Origin of the sequence: Mesorhizobium sp. M1312 (assembly GCF_040318115.1) — a bacterium.
Classification (GTDB): Bacteria; Pseudomonadota; Alphaproteobacteria; order Rhizobiales; family Rhizobiaceae; genus Mesorhizobium.
This window is the reverse complement of record NZ_JAMYLQ010000030.1, coordinates 1-19222: the sequence shown is the minus strand read 5'-3', so window position 1 is coordinate 19222 and position 19222 is coordinate 1. Positions and strand designations below refer to the sequence as shown.

At 61.1% G+C, this 19222-nt stretch carries 18 protein-coding genes; 13 read left to right on the top strand and 5 right to left on the bottom strand.

Features of this window, described 5'->3' with window-relative positions:
• Window positions 1-18 precede the first annotated feature (18 nt).
• Complete coding sequence (locus NKH36_RS27260; protein ID WP_352959504.1) at window positions 19-1803, bottom strand: pilus assembly protein TadG-related protein; 1785 nt, start codon at window positions 1801-1803, stop codon at window positions 19-21.
• Complete coding sequence (locus NKH36_RS27255) at window positions 1804-2283, bottom strand: TadE/TadG family type IV pilus assembly protein (protein ID WP_352959507.1); 480 nt, start codon at window positions 2281-2283, stop codon at window positions 1804-1806.
• 370 nt (window positions 2284-2653) lie between these two features.
• Between NKH36_RS27255 and NKH36_RS27250 the strand changes: the two genes are divergently transcribed.
• The 7 genes from NKH36_RS27250 (at window position 2654) to NKH36_RS27220 (ending at window position 11853) form a co-directional block, all read left to right on the top strand.
• Window positions 2654-4246, top strand: coding sequence for a peptide ABC transporter substrate-binding protein (locus tag NKH36_RS27250; RefSeq protein ID WP_352959509.1), 1593 nt, complete (start codon window positions 2654-2656; stop codon window positions 4244-4246).
• Between the two features lie 160 nt (window positions 4247-4406).
• Window positions 4407-5330, top strand: a complete 924-nt coding sequence (locus NKH36_RS27245; protein WP_352959511.1) for an ABC transporter permease subunit — start codon at window positions 4407-4409, stop codon at window positions 5328-5330.
• Window positions 5323-6444 carry an ABC transporter permease gene (locus tag NKH36_RS27240; protein ID WP_352959513.1) on the top strand — a complete coding sequence of 374 codons (1122 nt, stop codon included), beginning with the start codon at window positions 5323-5325 and terminating at the stop codon, window positions 6442-6444. Before NKH36_RS27245 ends, NKH36_RS27240 begins: the two co-directional genes overlap by 8 nt.
• Before the next feature lies 1 nt (window position 6445).
• Window positions 6446-8065: an ABC transporter ATP-binding protein gene (locus NKH36_RS27235; RefSeq protein WP_352959515.1), complete on the top strand. Its 1620-nt coding sequence runs from the start codon at window positions 6446-6448 to the stop codon at window positions 8063-8065.
• Window positions 8066-8342: 277 nt separating this feature from the next.
• A complete protein-coding gene (locus tag NKH36_RS27230) occupies window positions 8343-9614 on the top strand; it encodes a glycosyltransferase (RefSeq protein ID WP_352959518.1) in 1272 nt (423 codons plus the stop codon).
• A complete protein-coding gene (locus tag NKH36_RS27225; RefSeq protein WP_352959521.1) occupies window positions 9611-10588 on the top strand; it encodes a LysR family transcriptional regulator in 978 nt (325 codons plus the stop codon). The genes NKH36_RS27230 and NKH36_RS27225 overlap by 4 nt, the downstream gene beginning before the upstream one ends.
• A 359-nt stretch (window positions 10589-10947) precedes the next feature.
• Window positions 10948-11853: an alpha/beta hydrolase gene (locus NKH36_RS27220; RefSeq protein ID WP_352959524.1), complete on the top strand. Its 906-nt coding sequence runs from the start codon at window positions 10948-10950 to the stop codon at window positions 11851-11853.
• Window positions 11854-11889: 36 nt separating this feature from the next.
• On the opposite strand, the gene NKH36_RS27215 is transcribed toward NKH36_RS27220, so the two are convergent.
• Window positions 11890-12195 (bottom strand): beta C-S lyase family protein, encoded by a 306-nt coding sequence (locus tag NKH36_RS27215; RefSeq protein WP_352959527.1) that lies wholly within the window; start codon window positions 12193-12195, stop codon window positions 11890-11892.
• 122 nt (window positions 12196-12317) lie between these two features.
• Window positions 12318-12812, bottom strand: a complete 495-nt coding sequence (locus NKH36_RS27210; protein WP_352959530.1) for a hypothetical protein — start codon at window positions 12810-12812, stop codon at window positions 12318-12320.
• 197 nt (window positions 12813-13009) lie between these two features.
• Between NKH36_RS27210 and NKH36_RS27205 the strand changes: the two genes are divergently transcribed.
• Complete coding sequence (locus tag NKH36_RS27205; protein ID WP_352959533.1) at window positions 13010-13237, top strand: hypothetical protein; 228 nt, start codon at window positions 13010-13012, stop codon at window positions 13235-13237.
• Between the two features lie 353 nt (window positions 13238-13590).
• Here the strand turns inward: NKH36_RS27205 and NKH36_RS27200 are convergent, their stop codons facing one another.
• Complete coding sequence (locus tag NKH36_RS27200) at window positions 13591-14469, bottom strand: GNAT family N-acetyltransferase (RefSeq protein WP_352959536.1); 879 nt, start codon at window positions 14467-14469, stop codon at window positions 13591-13593.
• 252 nt (window positions 14470-14721) lie between these two features.
• Here NKH36_RS27200 and argE point away from each other — a divergent pair, with 252 nt between their 5' ends.
• The 5 genes from argE to NKH36_RS27175 form a co-directional block, all read left to right on the top strand.
• Entirely contained in the window at window positions 14722-15846 is a 1125-nt protein-coding gene (gene argE, locus NKH36_RS27195; protein ID WP_352959539.1) for an acetylornithine deacetylase, read from the top strand.
• A 17-nt stretch (window positions 15847-15863) separates the two neighbouring features.
• Window positions 15864-16787 carry a 2-hydroxyacid dehydrogenase gene (locus NKH36_RS27190; protein ID WP_352959542.1) on the top strand — a complete coding sequence of 308 codons (924 nt, stop codon included), beginning with the start codon at window positions 15864-15866 and terminating at the stop codon, window positions 16785-16787.
• 13 nt (window positions 16788-16800) lie between these two features.
• Entirely contained in the window at window positions 16801-17157 is a 357-nt protein-coding gene (locus NKH36_RS27185) for a cupin domain-containing protein (RefSeq protein ID WP_352959545.1), read from the top strand.
• 175 nt (window positions 17158-17332) lie between these two features.
• Entirely contained in the window at window positions 17333-18376 is a 1044-nt protein-coding gene (locus NKH36_RS27180) for a tartrate dehydrogenase (protein ID WP_352959548.1), read from the top strand.
• A gap of 18 nt (window positions 18377-18394) precedes the next feature.
• The coding region (locus tag NKH36_RS27175) for an aldehyde dehydrogenase family protein (RefSeq protein ID WP_352965233.1) at window positions 18395-19222 on the top strand (828 nt) is incomplete at its 3' end.

Genomic DNA, 19222 nt, shown 5'->3' with positions numbered 1-19222 from the left:
CTTCACTATTTGGTCAGTTCATTGAACGAGCACGGAGCGCCCGCAAGTCGCGCCCATGACCCGGACATCGGCCTCGCCGACGCGCACGCCCAGTGCCGCAAGCACGTTGTAAACCAATTCGTCGACAGGCGCCGTCACGCCGTTCAGCAGCGCCACCACTGCCGGCTTCACCGTTCCAAGCAAGGCGGTTACATCAAGCCCGAGGCCCAGCGCACTGACCGAAAGCGACAAATTGTTGACCAGCGACGTGGTGAGAGATTGCGTCAGGTTTTTCGTGGAGGCGGTCTTTATCGTCTTGTTTGCGATTTCGGTGCTGTTGAAGGTCAATATCGTCGGATCTTTGTTGGCGATCTCAACGGCTGCAGAACCATTCACGCCGATCAGATTGAGGGTGAGAAACAGAAGCTTCACGCTGACCTGCGCGATTTCGGCATTTTGAAATGACTGTGGGTTGCTGAAATCGGCGAAGGCGGAGGGACTGTTGTCGGCATCGCTGGCGCCAAGGTGCAGCGAGGCAAGGCCCGGACGTGCGGCAATGGTAACCTTCAAACTGTCGGGGCGCCCCGTCGGGCAGCTGATGTCGGTCAGCGTGGCTTCGGCAGAGGCCACCTCGACATGCAGCGGCAGTTTGACGGCCAGCAGGCTGATGCCACCACCGAGATTGGCATTGCTGCCACCGACGGACGCCACCAGCTTGATCCGCGTCTGTGCCGTGCGCACCACAGCGCCCTTCTCGCCGATTGTCAGCCATGGCGAGAATTGCGCAGGTTCGCCGATGGCGATGGCAAGCGTGGTCGAGGTAAGCCCCGGAATGGTGGCTCCGAGATTGAGCGCGACCTGCTTCGAGCCGTTGGCCAGTGCGGCGGCGGTGGTCAGCATTCCCATGGCGCTAGCGTCGACCGAAAAACCGGCCGGCTTTTGTCCGAGACCCAACTGGCCAATTGATCCAAGGTCGACAAGATGATTGAGCGGGATTTTGACCGTGCTGGTGGCTCTGGACGCGATTGTCTGGAGAACGAGCTTGCTGCTGCTGCCAACCGTTGAAACGTTAGCCAGGGCCGTGGCTACCTGACCCACAGTCGCTTTTGATGCCAGCACGTCTGAATAGCTGACGCCTGTCAGTTGCAACTGGACGGCAAGAGCGTCGACGAACGAAAGCACATTCACATCGGCCGAGATCAGGGCGTTATAGTCCATGACGCTGAGCGAGATGTTAGTGCCCAGGAGGCCGCTGAGAAGCGAGTTCAGGATGCCGCCATTGACGCTGAGAAGCCTGGACCCAACCGAGAACATCGCCTGTGGCGTGACGCTGGCAAGTGCTTCGGTGCCGATGACCGGCGTAGAAATAAGCGAACTTGCGAAATAGCGGGTAGGAATCTTTTTCAGCGCGACATGGATGGCATTGTACGGCGTCTTGCCGGCCTCGAAGCGCTTGTCGACGCCGAGCGACGACTCCGGTGAATATCGGCCGGCGGTGACCGACACGATGGTTTTTCCGAGGGCCGGGGCGATCGTTTGTCCTGCCTTCTGAACAACGATACCCGGCATACCGTTGTCGCCGAGCGTGGTCACCACTGCGGCCTCAATGTTATTGATGTTGGAGGCGGCGGTGATTGCCGCCAGATCGGTCATTGCCTGGGCTTCCCGGCGCTCCGTGTAGATCGAGCCTTCGTCGATGGCGAAGGCAGCCAGCGCCAGCACGACCGGTGCGCACAGCGCCGTCATCACGGCGAAATTCGCCTTCACGTCGCCAAGCATCGAGCGAGTGACCCGGCCGATCCTCCCCAGCAAAGGTTCCGACATTCAGATGCCCCCAACCCGGATTGTCGACTGGCGTGAGATCGTGGTTCCAGGCATGGGCAGCGCCGGGAACAGATTCCAGACCGGCAAGTTGCGGGCATCATATTGGATGGACACGACGAACTGACTTCCGTCGGCCGTGCTGTCCTTGGCTTGATAGGTCAGCTTGTCGGACTCGACAAAGGGATATCCGCCGGCATTGTTGTTGACGAAACTGGTCACCAGTGCCTGGCGCTCGCCTTCGTTCAGCCCGGCAATCGCCGTGCGGGCGGCGTCCGCTGCGATTTGCTGCACCGAGTGGCTCGCACCAAAATAGATTCCATATGCAACCATTCCGAGCAAAAGTAAGATAAAAATCGGCGAAAGCATCGCGAATTCGATCGCGGAAGTTCCAGACTGCTCTCTAAATTGGCACAATTTTAGTTTTAACTGCCGCGTTTTATGCCGCTTTGTAGAGATTGTCTTGGTTTCTTCGCTGTTCATGTCCTTCGCCCATCGAGACATACCGAAGCTCACGAAAAATATAACCCATGGTTGTTTAAAGACGCATTAAGACATTTCGGCAAAGTGGAATCGACGACAAGTTTCTTGCCGGAAACGAAGGCTTGAAGAAGGGAAACGGAGCAAGCCCATGGTTTCGACTGCTGTTCTGCCGGCCCCGAAGTGGCTTTCCGTGCGCCTTACTTAGGGTGACCTCACGAGGCTGTTGAAATAAAAAATCACCACGTTACTGTTTGGCCACCAGCCGCCGGAAAGGGAACCAGCGGCGCGCTCAAAGAGGCCAGCTAATCGGTTTCGGGGCGTCAACACTCAAGAGGCGCAGCTGAACGGCCGCCTCGACAGGGAGAACTTCATGCTGAAAAACATGCTGAAGGCGACGGTGTTCGCCACAACCATGGCTTTGGCCGCCGGCACGTTCTACACGCCGGCCTTCGCCGAGGTCGTCTATAACCGCGGCACCGCCGCCGAATCGGAGTCGCTCGACCCGCACAAGACCTCGACAATCTACGAAGCCAATATTTTGCGTGACCTGTTCCAGGGGCTGACCATGCAGGACGCAAAGGCGAACCTCATCCCGGGCGCCGCCGAAAGCTGGACAGTATCGGACGACGGCACCGTTTACACCTTCAAGCTGCGCAAGGGGGCCGTCTGGTCGGATGGCGCTCCGGTCACGGCAGATGACTTCGTCTACGCTTTCCAACGGCTGGAAGATCCGGCCACCGGCGCCGAATACGCTTCGATGCTCTATCCCGTGAAGAATGCCGAGGAGGTGAACACCAAGAAGGCGAAGCCCGAGGAGATGGGCGTCAAGGCAATCGACCCAAACACACTGGAAGTGGCGCTGAAGGCGCCCACGCCCTATTTCCTCGAAATGCTGACCCACCAGGCGGCCTATCCGGTCAGCAAGGCCTCCATTGACAAGCTCGGCGCCGATTGGATCAAGCCGGGCAATTTGGTCTCCAACGGCGCCTTTACACTGGTGGAGTGGGTTCCCAACGACCACATCAAACTGGCCAAGAATCCGAAATTCTGGGATGCTGCAAGCGTCAAGCTCGACGTCGTCAACTACATCCCGACCGAAGATCGTTCGTCGGCGATGAAGCGCTTCGAGGCCGGCGAACTCGACAGCTACGACGACCTCCCGACCGAGCAGCTCGCCGACCTCAAGGCCAAGTTTGGCGATCAGATTCGCGTCGGGCCTTACCTCGGCACCTACTATTTTGCGATCAAGACCGACAAGGCCCCGTGGGACAACGTCGAACTGCGCAATGCCATCTCCATGGCAGTCGACCGCGATTTCCTTGCCGAAAAGGTCTGGCAGAACTCAATGCTGCCCGGCTATTCGATGGTGCCTCCGGGCATTGAAGGCTATACGCCGGCAATGGCCAAATACGCGGACATGTCGCAGATCGACCGCGAGGATGAGGCCAAGAAGGTACTCGAGACGCTTGGCTATACGCCCGAGAAACCGCTGAAGATGGAAATCCGCTACAACACGTCGGAAAACCACAAGAACACTGCGGTCGCCATCCAGGAGCAGTTGAAGCCGCTCGGCGTCGAAGTCACGCTGCTCAACACCGACACCAAGACCCACTACTCCTTCCTTGAGCAGAAGGGCGACTATGACGTGGCGCGTGCCGGCTGGATTGCGGATTACAAGGATCCGGAAACCTTCCTCGGCATCTCCCGCAAGGCAAGCGGCAACAACTATTCGGGCTACAACAGCCCGGAATTCGAGAAGGCCATGGACGAGGCTGCCGCCGCCGGCGGCAAGCCCGAAGAGCGCATGAAAGAACTCGCCGAGGCCGAGCGCATCCTCGTCGACGAGGTCGGCAACATCCCGCTTCTCTACTATAGCTACAAGGATATCGTTTCTCCGAAGCTTCATGGCTTCGAGGACAACGTTATGGACGTGCATCCGTCCCGCTTCATCTCCAAGGACTGATCTCCTTGGCCGGACTGCCGCTCCTTTACAGCGCCGCGCGTCCTTTGGGACGCGCACACGGCGGTGTAACGCCTTGACTTTGCGCGTGATCCTTTCCGAACCTTTTCGGGTCATGCGTTAGGGGCGGCGGGCTCCGGTTTGCCAGCAAAGCGGGGAACCGATGCTACGATACGTATTCCGGCGGCTCCTGACCGCCATCCCGACGCTGTTCGTCATCGTGACCATGGCGTTCTTCCTGATACGTGTCGCGCCTGGCGGCCCGTTCAATCAGGAGCGGGGCCTGAGCCCCGAGATCAAGGCCAATCTTGAAGCGCAGTTCGGCCTCAACGACCCGCTCTGGCTGCAATATGTCCACTATCTCGGCAATCTGCTGCGCGGCAATTTCGGCCCGAGCTACAACATGCCGGATTTCACCGTCACCGAATTGTTTGCCAGGGGCCTGCCCGTTTCGATCCAGATCGGCGCCTCGGCCCTGATCCTGGCGCTGCTGCTCGGCGGCCTCCTCGGCACCATTGCCGCGCTCAACCAGAACAAGCTTGCCGACTACTCGGTGATTGCGCTGGCTGCCGCCGGCAGCACCATTCCGACCTTCGTCATTGCGCCGGTGATCCAGCTTTTGTTCGGTCTGACCTGGAAGCTGCTGCCGATCGGCGGCTGGGGCGATGGCGCCCTGCTCAACAAGGTCGGGCCTGTGCTGACGCTCGCCTTGCCGCAGATCGCCATCGTCGCTCGCCTGATGCGCGGCTCGATGATCGAATCGTTGCGCTCGCACCACATCCGCACCGCACGCGCGCTCGGCCTGTCGGACTGGTCGGTGGTCGTCAAGCATGCGCTGCGCGGCGCCATTTTGCCGATCGTCTCCTTCACCGGCCCGGCGGCGGCGGCACTGCTCACCGGCTCGATCATCGTCGAGACGATCTTCGCCGTTCCCGGCATCGGCCGCTATTTCGTCGAGGCCGCACTCAACCGCGACTACACGCTGGTCATGGGCACTGTGGTGGTGATCGCGCTGTTCACCATCGTCTTCAACCTGATCGTCGACGTCATGTATGCCTTCGTCGATCCGAGGGTGCGCTATGACTGATATCGCAGCCACCGCTCCGGCCGTCGTCGGCCGCTCCCTGTGGGGCGATGCCTGGGCGCGCCTCAAGGCCAACCGCGCCGCCATGTTCAGCCTGTATTATCTTGCTTTCATCGCGATCCTCAGCGTGTTCGGACCCTCTTTGGTGCCGCATCGATACACCACCATCTACGCTGACTATGTGCGCACACCGCCGAGCTTCTCGGCCTATCCGAGGGCCGACAAGATAGAAACCGCGCTCAATGAGGCGATCAAGCGCATGCGTGTCGACATCAAGGAGTGGCGGCAGGAAGACAATCGCATCTTCGTCACCGTCACATCGCCCAAGCCGATCGATGACCGCAATGTCCGCTACCTCGACCGTTCCGATGCCTTCGACAACACGAAGATAGAGAGCAAATCGGCTGACGGCCTTGAGGCGGTGATGAGTGCTTCGATCAGGCAGCAATATTTCCTGTTCGGCACCGACAATACCGGCCGCGATCTCCTGTCGCGGACGCTGATGGCCGGGCGCATCTCACTGGCCATCGGCCTGCTCGCCGGGGTCGTCGCCGGCGTCATCGGCGTGCTCTACGGCGCTACGGCCGGCCTCGCCGGCGGCAAGGTCGATGAGGTGATGATGCGCATTGTCGATGTGCTCTATTCGCTGCCGTTCATTTTCTTCGTGATCATGCTGGTGGTGTTCTTCGGCCGGAACTTCGTGCTGATGTTCCTGGCGGTCGGCGCCGTGCTGTGGCTCGACATGGCGCGCATCGTGCGCGGTCAGGCGCTGTCGATCCGGCGGCAGGAATATGTCCAGGCGGCGGAGGCGATGGGCATCGGCCAGCGCGGCATCCTGATCCGTCACGTCATTCCCAACCTGCTTGGCCCGGTGGTCATCTACATGACGCTGCTGGTGCCGCATGTCATTATCCTGGAGAGTTTCCTGTCCTTCCTCGGGCTCGGCGTCCAGGAACCGATGACCAGCTGGGGCGTGCTGATCTCGACCGGCGCCAAGAACATCGGCACCGCCAACTGGCTGCTCTTGTTCCCTGCTTTCTTTCTCGTCTCGACGCTGTTCGCGCTGAATTTCGTCGGCGACGGCCTGCGCGATGCGCTCGACCCCAGGGATCGTTGAGATGGTCGCTTCCGAAACGATCCTCAGCGTCAAGGACCTTCGGGTCCGCTTCCGAACGCTCGACGGCGTGGTCGAGGCGGTCAAAGGCATCAACATCCACGTCAATGCAGGCGAAACCGTTGCCGTGGTTGGCGAATCCGGCTCCGGCAAGAGCCAGACGATGATGGCTGCGATGAGCCTGCTGGCCTCGAACGGCGAGGCGACAGGCGTCGTCGACTATCGCGGCCGCAACCTTTTGACCCTAAGCAAGTCCGAGCTCAATCAGATCCGCGGCCGCAAGATCAGCATGATCTTCCAGGAGCCGATGACCTCGCTCGATCCGCTCTATTCGATCGGCAATCAGCTGGTCGAACCGATCCGCCGGCATCGTGGGCTTAGCGCCGCCGAGGCACGCGAAGAGGCGCTCAAGCTCTTGCGGCTGGTCCATATTCCCGATCCCGAGCGGCGGATGAAATCCTATCCGCATGAAATGTCGGGTGGCCAGCGACAGCGGGTGATGATCGCCATGGCGCTGGCCAACGATCCCGACATTCTGATTGCCGACGAGCCGACGACGGCGCTCGACGTGACGATCCAGGCGCAGATCCTCATGCTGCTTGCCGAACTGCAGCGCAAGCTCGGCATGGCGATCGTCTTCATCACGCACGATCTCGGAATTGTCCGGCGCTTTGCCGACCGCGTCTATGTCATGCGCTACGGCGAAGTCGTCGAGGAGGGCGAGGCGGAAGCGATCTTCGTCAACCCGCAGCATGCCTATACCAAGATGCTGTTGGCCGCCGAGCCGACCGGAACCAAGGCGCCGCCGCCGCCAAACGCGCCCGTCCTGCTCGAAGGCAGGAATGTCGAGGTGACCTTCAAGATCGGCGGCGGGTTTCTCGCCGGAGAGCCGCTGATCCTGCGCGCAGTCGATCACATTTCGATCCGGCTGAAACGAAATCAGACTATCGGCATCGTTGGCGAATCGGGTTCGGGAAAGTCGACGCTCGGCCGGGCCTTGCTGCGGCTGCTGCCAAGCGACGGCCTCATCCGCTTCGGCGATCGCGATATTTCCGCCGCCGACCGTCAGGCCATGCGGCCGCTGCGGCGCGAATTGCAGCTGGTCTTCCAGGACCCGTTCGGTTCGCTGTCGCCGCGCATGACGATCGGCCAGGTCATCACCGAAGGGCTTCTGGTGCATGAGCCGACCCTGTCGGGCAGGCAACGCGATCTGCGCGCGGTCGAGGCCTTGCGCGAAGTCGGGCTCGATCCGAATGCGCGCAATCGCTACCCGCACGAATTCTCCGGCGGCCAGCGCCAGCGCATCGCCATCGCGCGGGCGATGATCCTCAAGCCCAAAGTGGTCGTTCTCGACGAGCCGACGTCGGCGCTCGACCGCTCCGTCCAAAAGCAGACCGTCGAACTGCTGCGCAAGCTGCAGGCCGACCATGAACTGTCCTACCTGTTCATCAGCCACGATCTCGCCGTCGTGCGTGCCATGGCCGACTACATCATCGTCATGAAGCAGGGCAAGATCGTTGAGGAAGGCCCGACCGAGGCGATCTTCAGCAATCCGCAAGCTACCTACACGCAGACGCTGATGGCCGCGGCCATCGACGTCACACGGTTTCGCTTGAGCGCGTAGCGCGACCGGTCAGGACTGTAGCAGATGGTGGTTGTATCCTGCATCAAGAAACGCACGAGGCAGCGCTGAAGCGCGAGGCCGGAACGGAAGCTCAGGCTTATCCGCGTTGGCGTTCAGGATGATAAGGTGGACCGTGAGGGCAAGGTCGAGGCTTGGCCCGAATGTTGCCGAGCCTGCCGCCTGGTCGGCGCCGGCCCGAGAATCTGGACGTGCCGATTCGTTTGAGGCCGCGTCCCTTCGATCGACAGGGCGCGGTAGGCCTTGCATGAACATTGTGATGTTTACCAACACATTCACCCCGCATGTCGGCGGGGTTGCACACAGCGTTGCGTCGTTGTCGGAGATGCTGCGTGAGTTGGGGCATGCAGTCCTGATCGTCGCGCCGGACTATGCGGAAAGAGCGCGATCAGAAAGTGACATTCTTCGCGTCCCGGCGATCCAGAATTTTAACGGGAGCGATTTTTCAGTGCCGATCCCGTTCACCCGCTCCCTCGAGAAGACACTGAACGCCTTCGAACCGGATATCGTCCATTCGCACCACCCGTTTCTTCTCGGCGACACCGCCCTTCGCATCGCGGCTTCGCGAGCGTTGCCGACGATATTTACCTATCACACCCGCTACGAACTCTACGGCCACTACGTTGCGCAGGATGCACCGGTCCTCCAACGGCTCGTGCTCAGCCTCGCGGCTGGCTACTGTGATCTGTGCGAGCATATTATCGCTCCGACTCGCAGCATTGCCGACCTCTTGCGCCACCACGACGTCACCAAACCGATCACCATAATCCCGACCGGGATCGACCTGGCCAGGTTCGCCGATGGAGATCGGCTGAGATTGCGGAGCCTGTTGGGAATAGTGGAAACCGATTTCATCGTCGGGCATGTAGGCCGGCTGGCGCCGGAGAAGAACCTGACTTACCTCACTGAAGCAGTTTGCCTGTTTCTTTCGCAAAATGCGCGCGCGCATTTTATTGTCGCCGGCGACGGTGCGTCGGCGTCCGAAATGCGCCGAATGCTGGACGAGACGGGTCTTCAGGGCAGATGCCATCTGCTAGGCGTGGTCGAAGGCGCCGAACTGGCCGACGTCTATGCCGCCATGGACGTCTTCGCCTTCTCGTCGCGTTCCGAAACTCAGGGTCTTGTTCTTGTCGAGGCGATGGCGACCGGCGTTCCCGTCGTTGGGCTTAATGAACCTGGAGTCCGTGAGGTGGTACGCAACGGAAAGAACGGCTATCTCCTGTCAGCCGATGCATCCCCAGGCCGTTTCTCCAAGGCTCTCGCCAGAATCCGCGCGATCACTGTGCCGGGCCGAGCGGCATTGCAAGAAGAAGCCAGGCTGACTGCGGCCTCCTATTCACGATCTTCGACCGCGCAGCAGACCATCGATCTCTATTCGCACGCCGTCGCGAGCCATGCCGGTGCCCGAGCTATCCGCACTCGTTCGTTTGAGGCGACGCTCGAAGGTCTCAAGCAGGAATGGAGAATCCTCGCCAACCTTGCGAATGCCGTCAAGGACGCGGTGGCGACGCGCAGTGACTCCGCAAAGTGACGGCTGTGGAACGCCGCGGTTGCGCCCGGACTACTGCGGTCCGTCTTCAGGGCGAGCCTTCCATCGATAATCTGGCGGTTTTCCTTGCCGTGCTGGAGGCTGGTGGATTTCGAGCAGCGGCCAAACGGCTGGGCCTGTCGCCCTCCAACGTCAGCGAAACCGTCTCGCGGCTGGAGGCAGAACCGGGCACTCCGCTTCTGACGCGAACAACGCGCAGCGTCATGGCGACGGAGGCGGGGCGCGGGCTTGCGGAACGCGTCGCGCCCCTGCTCGCCGAGACAAGGGCCGCGCTGCACGATGCCGCCAGCTCGCGGCAGCAGGTGCGCGGCAATCTGAGGCTCAACGTCCCGGGAGCGATGATGCCTGACATTCTGCCGCCATTGATCAACCGCTTCCTAGAGGTTCATCCCCGGGTGAGGGTGGAGTTGGTGGTCGAGGACCGGCTGGTCAATGCCTTTGCAGCGGGTTGCGATGCCAGGATCCGCTACGGCGAGCATCTGGCCCAGGACATGATCGCGGTGCCGATCGGCCCTCGCGTCCAGCAGCTGGCCCTGGCCGCCGCACCGTCTTATCTTGCCGAGCGCGGTACGCCTGCCCATCCTCATGACCTGCTGAGCCATGACTGCATCCGCCTCCGCTTTTCCAGCGGTGCGCTGGTCCCATGGGAGATGCAGAGGAGCGAGGACATCCTAACTGTGGGCCCCCCAGGCCGCCTGATCGTGGCGGTCACCGCCGTAGAATCTGCAATCGACTTCGCACGGTCCGGGCGCGGCATCATAGCAACGTTCCGGAACTGGCTCGATCCCGATCTGGAAACGGGGGCGCTTCTGCCGGTTCTCCCGGACTGGTGGCAATCGTTCGAGGGACCGCGCCTCTACTTCCCCAGCAGGTTTATGCCCGCGCCCTTGCGCGCCTTCGTAGACATGATCGCCGAAGATCGGTCGGGCTCCAATCCGAGCGAGCGCGGATTCTGAAAACAGGCGCTCATCTCAACGTCTGGTTTGGGCTCAATCGAGCCTCCATTGTGTCCGTCGGTTATGGCCGCAACGAGGTCGAAGAGGAATGGCAGCTTTAGCAATATGCTTTCCGAAAGCCGACTGTCTGAAATAGCCCCCGAAGCGGCCAAATATCAGATGGAATAGTCGACCATGTGCGGGGGCCTGGGTCAGTGCTAAAGATGACGAGCGGGTTTGCGGGCGACCTGTCTCCCGTGTATTCGCCATGGCGCAATTGTAAACGAAAAACTCCCAGCGCTGGCATTGGCGCTTTATGGATGACGTGTGGCTGCTGCTGTCCGCGGGTTTTCTACGCTTGATGAGGCCAGGAAAGCAAAATGAGCGATGTGGACGAACACCTCGATCTGACGGAGATCAACGCCGTCCGCAAATTGTTGACGTCAAAGCCACGACCGGTGGGCTGGGACGAACGCCGGGAACGGCTCGATGAGGTTGGTTCGGTGTGGCCGATTGCGGACGATATCCGATGCGAGGATGCGGTTTTCGATGGCCTCGAGGGAGAGTGGTCCCTAGCGCCTGAGAGTGACAGGGATAAGGTTCTGCTCTTTTTCCACGGTGGTGGGTACTGCTCCGGCTCTCTCAAAAGTCATCGTCGAATGGTGACCGAGTCAGGTCGAGCAATGGGAATGCGCACCCTCGCGATCGACTATCGACGCGCACCGGAACATCCTTTCCCTGCGCAACATGAAGACGCTCTCACCGCATGGCGCTTTCTTAGCCGGCAAGGGATCGCGCCGGATCGCATCGTGGTAGGCGGAGACAGTGCGGGCGGCAACCTCACCCTGTGCTTGGTCAGTATATTGTGCGCGGCAGGGGAGCGGTTGCCGCGATGTCTTTGGCTGGTTTCCCCCTGGACGGACCTTTCGATGTCCGGCGCGACACTATCAACTAAGGACGCGATCGATCCTATCGTCCACCGGGCGTATTTGGAGGAACTGGCAACCGCCTATGTTCCCCTTGGCGTCGGTCGGCGCGATCCCCTGGTCTCGCCGTTGTTCGCCGATCTGAGCGGATTTCCCCCAATGCTGGTACAAGTCGGTTCGGCCGAGACGCTGTTGTCGGACGCAACTCGGCTCGCGGAAGCCGCTGGCGCGGCTGACGTCAAAGTACGTCTCGAAGTTTGGCCGCATATGATTCACGCTTGGCCGGTTTGGAATGCGGGGTTGAGTGCCGGTCGGCGCGCTCTTCACAGCGCGGGGATGTTTGTCCGGGAATATTTATGACCCAGAGTGAGGCAGTTGCTGGGGCAATTTTCCCGTTCAGGAATGGCCAATCTCGGTCGTATAGAGCAGCTTTGCCGTTTCCTGAAAGCTGACATCGCAGGCACGATTGACAAAGAACTTCTGGATTCCGCCCACTCTGAGATCGAGCGCGCGGGCATCCAACCACACCAGAAACAATGCGTCGGGCCTTATAGGGGCAATGCCTGGAAGGTGTTCAGGGGCGAATTCGCAAACGAGATCAATGTTGCTGGCGATGTAGCTCGTGAGTTGGTCGAGCCATGGTGCGCCCGTGCTGTAAGCGACCTCCAACGCCAGGTGACCGAAAAAGTTCGCATTCACCATGAACGACGCCTGCATTGCGACAAGGAACTCGTCGCGACGCTTTTTGTTCGCTACCGAAATGGTTGCCGAAGGAACTCCAGCTAAAGGAGAAGACGATCTGGGGCCGATCTAGACGGCTAGGCCTACAGCGGCAAACCCGCCTTGATATAGCCGTCAACGAAATGCTGCCGGTCCTCATCGCGTCTAAAAGGCTGCGTAGCTGCCCAACGAGATGCGAGGAAGCCGGGATTTACCTCAAGGAACCGACAGGCTTCCTCGTGAGCTTCGGTGAACTGACCGAGCTGCGCCAAGCTCGCAGCAAGGATGCGCTTTGCCGGTAGCCGGCCAACCTCCTCCTTGCGGAGAACCCTGACCGCCAGGGTATAGTGGCCGGCAGCATAGTACGCGAACCCGAGGTCCCAGTAGTACCAACCCGGCGGATAGGGGTTGAGTCGGAGAGCACTCTCGGCCAGTTCGACGGCATCGTGGGGTTGGCCTTGCAGGACCCTCAAGCCCGCCATGTTCACCATCGTGTCGGCATGGTTCGGGTTGATCCGTAGCGTCGTTTGGAATGCGGACTCCGCCTCTTCGAGTAAGCCCTTGCAGAGCCGACCAAACCCAAGAACGCTATGCGCCATAGGATCGCTCATATCGAGCGATATAGCCTTCTGAGCGTAAGCGAGCCCGAGAGCCTGGTTCGCGTTAAAGTCCTCCCCGTAGTGGATCGCCGCGCCGTAGTGCGAAACGGCGAGCCATGCGTGGGCCTCCGCCAGATTCGGATCGAGCTCGGCGGCCTTGCGAGGAGAGTACGAGCAAGATCGTTTCCGGCGGGCGATTGCATGACAGGAACGCGCCCGCGAACGAGGAAATCATACGCCTCGATAATCATCGCCCGGCGCCGGGTAGGCGGCGCGTCATCGAGCACTGGTTCAAGCGGCAGCACGTTCGCCAGAGCCGCGACGACCTTGCGCACTACTTGGTCCTGCAGACGAAAGACGTCGGCCAGATCGCCGTCAACCGCTCGGCCCAAAGACATCTGTTCATCGTCGCCTCAGTGAGATGAACCCCAATTCTGACCTGGCCTGCGACGCGGCGCACGCTGCCCTCGATGACATAGCGGACGCCGAGTTCCTTCGCGATCGATTGACTATCGGCGGACCTTGCTTTGAAAGCGAACGATGAATGGTTAGCGCATGGATTACCCTGCGGCGGGCGGCAGACCTTCTGGCGGTATCGCCGGCGTCTACGCAAAAGGCCTCACCAAATGCCGCGAATATCTCTACAGCCTGTCCGTCAATCCGGAGCCCGGTCAGAAGCTTTCCCGGGCGCAGTATCTCGACCTACGCGGAGCGCGCCGAGAAAAGCTCGGTCGTGAAGGTCAGCCGCGGACCATGGTGTTCCAGGGCGGAACGTGCTTCAGCTCAGGGCGTGGCCGGCCAATCCATAGACCCAAGGCTCGTTGCTTTCCCGGTTCAGGAAGCGGCGGCCTTTGGACATTGTCGTCACGGTCTCGTCAATCCTGAGGCCGCTGTGCTGCAGAAACTCTGCATATAAGCCATCCCTCTCGCGCGAATCGACGCGCGCGAATCGACCTGCCGACTTCTTCAGATGGACGGCGGTGAGATGGACCGCGTCCTGGTCGCTCTGAGCCACAATGGGGCCAATCACATGGCCGCGCCCGAACTCGCGACACATGGAATAGCCAACGACCTCGCCGCCACGACTCAAAGTGGCGATTGAAGCATCCTCCGAAAGCAACGCAAGCAGCCTTGCACGGTTTGTCCCGAATGCGCGCGCGTCCAGCGCGGTGATGTCGCCGAGCCTGTCGCTGGGCAGGTCACTTAGTTCACCATCGAGAGCTGGCATCGGCGGGAGTGTTTGGGAGACCTGTCCCTGGCGCATGTAGACGATCGCCTCGCTCGTGAAGCCGAGTGAAACATACAGGGGATAGGCGGCATGGGTCGCGTTCAGGGCGAGATTTCGATCGCCGCACTGCTCAAGGACTAGGTCCATGAGCCATCGGCCGCCTCCTTGCGCTTGTGTGCGGGGCGTTGTGATCACCAGGCCGATGGTGGCGAAATCGTCCCCTTGAGGAAACCACATCGCGCTTCCGAAAACGCGTCCAATGCCGTCCACGGCGACGATGCCGCAGCCGGCACGGCGCAGAAAATCCCAATCCTTGGGCCGATGCGGCCAGCTGACAGAAATCGATAGTGCATGCAGCAGATCAACGTCGACATCATTGATGTCCCGCGCGACCAGTTCAAAGGATTTCAGGCGCACTGATCTCTGCATCTCAGTCGATCCGCTCCTTCAACGAATGCCCCAATATGCCCCAAGGCACGCGGTGTTAATTCTGGCGCCGATAGCCATGTTTGCGACAGGCCTCATTTGCCGCAGCTTTACAGGGGAAAGCCAGCAGGTTTCGCTGGTTTGAGGCGTTTTTTCGCAACCTTCAGCCAAAGCACGACGCGATTCGGCAGGGAACACTGCTGCCTACGGATAGGCTGGTCGCACCCAGTGATAATGTGCAAGCAGGCGACCGCCATGAACGTGGAAGAAATCCTCGCGACCCTGATCGCCTTTCCCTCTGTTGTGGGCACGCAAAACGGCGCGATCGTCGATTGGATCCGCGACTACTGTCAGGCAGCAGGGGCCGAGGTGACGGTTCTGCCCGGTCCCGAGGGCGACCGGTCCAACCTCTTCGTCACGATCGGCCCGCGCGAGGGTCGGGGCTACATCATCTCCGGACATATGGATGTCGTGCCGGCCGGCGAGCCGGAATGGAGCTCGGATCCGTTTGTCCTGCGCCGCCAGGGCGGCAGGCTTTACGGCCGCGGCGCCACCGACATGAAGGGCTTTCTCGCCTGCGCATTGGCCGCGCTCCCAGGACTTGCGGCGATGAACCTGCGGCAACCAATTCATCTCGCATTCTCCTGCGACGAAGAGGCGGGGTGCCGTGGCGTGCCGCATCTCTTAGCTGCGTTGCCAGGCCTATGCGAGAGGCCGCTTGGCGCGATTGTCGGCGAGCCGAGCGGGATGCAGCCGGTGCGCGCGCACAAGGGGAAGGCCGCCGCGCGGCTCGAGGTGATCGGGCGATCCGGCCATTCGTCACGCCCCGATCTCGGACTCAATGCCGTGCATGCCATGGCCGGCGTCATCTCGCACGCCGTGGCCTACGGCCAATCCCTCGCCGACGGGCCGCTCGATGACAATTTCGAGCCTCCATATTCTTCGTTGCAGGTGGGCGTCATCGCCGGTGGACAGGCGGTCAACATCATCGCCGGCCACTGCACTGCCGATATCGAGGTACGTGCCGTGCCGGGCGTTTCTCCATCCTTCCTGCTGGAGCCGGTCAAGGTCCGCCTTTTCGATCTACGCAACAGCGGCTTCGAGGTAATTTGGCACGAGTTGAGTTCCTATCCCGCCCTTGCACCCGCGAAGTGGAGCGAGCTAGCGGCGGTTCTGACCGAGCTGACGGGGCAGGAGCCGCTCACAGCGGTCAGTTACGGCACAGAGGCCGGGCTTTATCAGCAGGCCGGTATCGATGCGATCATTTGCGGCCCCGGCGACATCGGCCGTGCTCACCGTGCCGACGAATATATCGAGACCGGTGAACTCGCCGCTTGCCGGAAGATGATCCAGGGGCTCGGCGCGCGTCTCGCGGCCTGAAGGAAGAAGCGGGTTCCATGGCATTTCTTTTCAATTCCGATCCGGCGCGTGCTGCGGTGTTCCGCGAGATCTTCGCGCGCGAACTCCCGGATCTGGAATTCTTCCATTCCGGCGAGGAGATGGAGCCGGAGGAGGTGTGCTATCTCATTACCTGGACGGTGCCGGACGACATCTCGCGCTACCGCAAACTGGAAGTGCTGTTTTCCATCGGAGCGGGCGTCGACCAGTTCAAGCAGGACGTAGTGCCAAGCCATGTGAAGCTTGTGCGCATGATCGAGGACGGCATCATACGCATGATGCAGGAATACGTCGCGCTCGGCGTGTTGGCGCTCCACCGGGAGATACCCGCCTATCTCGAGCAGCAGAAAAGGTGCCTCTGGCAGCCGATTGCCGCTCGACAGGCGGCCGAACGCCGGGTTGGCTTTCTCGGCCTTGGCATGCTGGCGCAGGCGGCTATCGAGCGCTTGAAGCCGTTCCAGTTTCCGCTGGCCGGGTGGAGCCGCAGCGAAAAGCGGCTAGAGGGCGTCGCCTGTTTTCATGGCGCGGGCCAACTCGCCGGCTTTCTGAAGCAAACGGATATTCTTGTCTGCCTGCTGCCGCTGACGGAACAAACGCGCGGCATGCTCGATGCAAAGCTCTTCGACCTACTGCCCGCAGGGGCGCGGCTGCTGCATCTCGGCAGGGGTCCGCAACTCGAACAGGCCGCGCTGATCGACGCGCTCGACACCGGTCACCTATCTGCGGCGATGCTCGATGTCACTGACCCAGAACCGCTCCCGGAAGACCATCCGCTGTGGTCGCATCCGAAGGTGATGATAACGCCGCACATCGCTTCGGTGACGCAACCGCATACGGCGGCGCAATCCGCTGTGGACAACATCCGGCGCCACCGCGCCGGGAAGGCTCTGATCGGCCTCGTCGATCGGACACTCGGCTACTAACCAGGAACCCAACATGTCACTGCTGACCACGATTGACACAAATCCCGCCTTCACGCCGAAGGAGGCATTGCCGCTGCCGGAGCGGCTCATTTCCGGCACTCCATCCTTCAAGACCTGGGCGCAGGATACCTCGAAAGGTGAGAAGGTTCTGACCGGCGTCTGGGAGGCGACGCCCGGCGAGACGCATTCGATCAAGGGCACCACCTACGAGTTCTGCCACATCATTTCGGGTGTGATCGAAATCGAGGAGAAAGCGGGCGAGACGAAGACCTATCGCGCCGGCGACAGCTTCGTGATGAAGCCCGGCTTCGTCGGCGTCTGGCGCACGATCGAGACCGTGCGCAAGATCTACGTCTGCGTTTATGACTGAGCTTAATGCGCAAGGTCCGGCCGAATAGAGCGCGCGGCGGCTCCAGAACAATCGACTTTCCAAGTTCCGCCTGACGCGGTTCGACGCCGTCGGGCGGCTCATCCTCGACGGAAAATGCGGCGCGCGGTCCATTATTGTTCCGATGAAAAGCTAGTGCGAATGAGGACCTCAACAAATGAAGACCTACAACATAGCGCTCATCCCCGGCGACGGCATCGGCAAGGACGTGACCGGGGCGGCATGGCAGGTGATGCAGGCGGCGGCCAAACGGGGCGGTTTCGCCCTGGACGGCACACGCTTCCCATGGTCCTGCGCATATTACCTGGAAACCGGCGCAATGATGCCGCCAGACGGCATCGAGACACTTCGAAAATTCGATGCGATCTACCTCGGCGCTGTCGGCTGGTCCGCGGAAGTGCCCGACTCAGTATCGCTACACGGACTGCTCCTGCCGATCCGGAAAGGGTTCACGCAGTACGCCAACATACGGCCGCACAGGCTGTTGCCGGGCGTTCAGGGCCCGCTCCGCTCCGATGGTTTCGACATCCTGTGCATCCGCGAGAATACGGAAGGCGAATATTCCGGCGCCGGTGGGCGCATTCATTCCGGCACGGCCAATGAGGTCGCGGTTGAGACTGCGATCTTCACGCGCGCGGGTGTCGAACGGATCATCCGGTTCGGTTTCGAACAGGCGCGGGCCCGCCGCAAGAAGCTCGCATCCGTCACCAAATCCAACGCACAAAAACATTCCATGGTTTTCTGGGATGAGGTCACCCGCGAGGTGGCGAAGGACTACGCCGATGTCGAAGTCTCGCACTACCACATCGACGCCATTGCCGCCCGCATGGTGCTGGCGCCGGAAAGCCTCGACGTGATCGTCGCCTCGAACCTTTTTGGCGACATCCTCACGGATATTGGAGCGGCCATTCAGGGCGGGCTGGGGTATGCCGCCTCTGCCAATATCAATCCCGATCGCAGCGCACCCTCCATGTTCGAGCCGGTCCATGGTTCGGCGCCCGACATCGCGCATCTCGGCGTCGCCAATCCGATCGCCGCGATCTGGTCCGGTGCGATGATGCTGGAGCATCTGGGCGAGCGGCATGCTGCGGCAGAAGTGATGTCGGCAATCGAGTCCGTAACCGCGCAGGGGATAGGCACGATCGCAGGCAAGGACCGGACTGAAACAATCACGCAAGCCGTGCTTGCGGCATTGAGCTGAAAGGGCAGAGGAAAGACCATGAATGCGATCACGAAGATTAGCACCTATAACGATGCGGACCTGTTCCGCCAGCAGGCGTTGATTGGCGGTGTGTGGCGGGAAGCTGATACAAAGGTCGTCGTCGATGTCATCAATCCTGCCAGCCTGGCCGTTCTTGGCACCGTTCCCGATATGGGCGGCGACGAGACCAGGGCCGCGATCAGCGCTGCGGCCGCGGCCTTCAAAAGCTGGAAGAAAAGGACCCAAGCCGAGCGCGCGGGTCTGCTGGAGCGCTGGCACGATCTCATCCGCCAGCACGAACAGGATCTCGCGCTTCTGCTGACGCTTGAACAGGGCAAGCCGCTTGCCGAGGCGTCGGCGGAAATCCGCTACGGCGCATCTTTTGTGAAATGGTTTGCGGAGGAGGCGCGCCGGATCGGTGGCTCGACCATTCCATCACCCACCGCCGATCGCCGCATTCTGGTTCTCAAGGAGGCCGTCGGCGTCTGTGCCGTCATCACCCCGTGGAATTTTCCAAATGCGATGATCACGCGCAAGGTGGCGCCCGCCCTTGCCGCCGGCTGCACGGTGGTGATCAAGCCATCCGAGTTCACACCATTTTCGGCGCTCGCGCTCGGCGTCCTGGCGGAGCGAGCCGGCATCCCGGCAGGCGTTATCAACATCGTAACCGGCATGCCGGGGGAGATCGGCAAAGAGCTGATGGCCAACGAAACGGTGCGCAAGATCTCCTTCACAGGTTCGACCCGCGTCGGCGGGGGGGCGGGGGGGTTGGGCCCCGCCCCCGGGGAAACGGGAGCCCGGCGACCAAGGGGGGGGGGGGGGAGTTGTCGGGGGGTGTGTGGCGCG

Bases quoted from the DNA above. Each gene is read 5' to 3' on its own strand.
- NKH36_RS27180 (WP_352959548.1), top strand. From the start codon at position 17,333: ATGAAGACCTACAACATAGCGCTCATCCCCGGCGACGGCATCGGCAAG.
- NKH36_RS27215 (WP_352959527.1), bottom strand. From the start codon at position 12,195: ATGGTGAATGCGAACTTTTTCGGTCACCTGGCGTTGGAGGTCGCTTAC.
- NKH36_RS27210 (WP_352959530.1), bottom strand. From the start codon at position 12,812: ATGGCGCATAGCGTTCTTGGGTTTGGTCGGCTCTGCAAGGGCTTACTC.
- NKH36_RS27185 (WP_352959545.1), top strand. From the start codon at position 16,801: ATGTCACTGCTGACCACGATTGACACAAATCCCGCCTTCACGCCGAAG.
- NKH36_RS27245 (WP_352959511.1), top strand. From the start codon at position 4,407: ATGCTACGATACGTATTCCGGCGGCTCCTGACCGCCATCCCGACGCTG.
- NKH36_RS27255 (WP_352959507.1), bottom strand. From the start codon at position 2,283: ATGAACAGCGAAGAAACCAAGACAATCTCTACAAAGCGGCATAAAACG.
- NKH36_RS27235 (WP_352959515.1), top strand. From the start codon at position 6,446: ATGGTCGCTTCCGAAACGATCCTCAGCGTCAAGGACCTTCGGGTCCGC.
- NKH36_RS27220 (WP_352959524.1), top strand. From the start codon at position 10,948: ATGAGCGATGTGGACGAACACCTCGATCTGACGGAGATCAACGCCGTC.
- NKH36_RS27230 (WP_352959518.1), top strand. From the start codon at position 8,343: ATGTTTACCAACACATTCACCCCGCATGTCGGCGGGGTTGCACACAGC.
- NKH36_RS27250 (WP_352959509.1), top strand. From the start codon at position 2,654: ATGCTGAAAAACATGCTGAAGGCGACGGTGTTCGCCACAACCATGGCT.
- NKH36_RS27190 (WP_352959542.1), top strand. From the start codon at position 15,864: ATGGCATTTCTTTTCAATTCCGATCCGGCGCGTGCTGCGGTGTTCCGC.
- argE (WP_352959539.1), top strand. From the start codon at position 14,722: ATGAACGTGGAAGAAATCCTCGCGACCCTGATCGCCTTTCCCTCTGTT.
- NKH36_RS27260 (WP_352959504.1), bottom strand. From the start codon at position 1,803: ATGTCGGAACCTTTGCTGGGGAGGATCGGCCGGGTCACTCGCTCGATG.
- NKH36_RS27240 (WP_352959513.1), top strand. From the start codon at position 5,323: ATGACTGATATCGCAGCCACCGCTCCGGCCGTCGTCGGCCGCTCCCTG.
- NKH36_RS27200 (WP_352959536.1), bottom strand. From the start codon at position 14,469: ATGCAGAGATCAGTGCGCCTGAAATCCTTTGAACTGGTCGCGCGGGAC.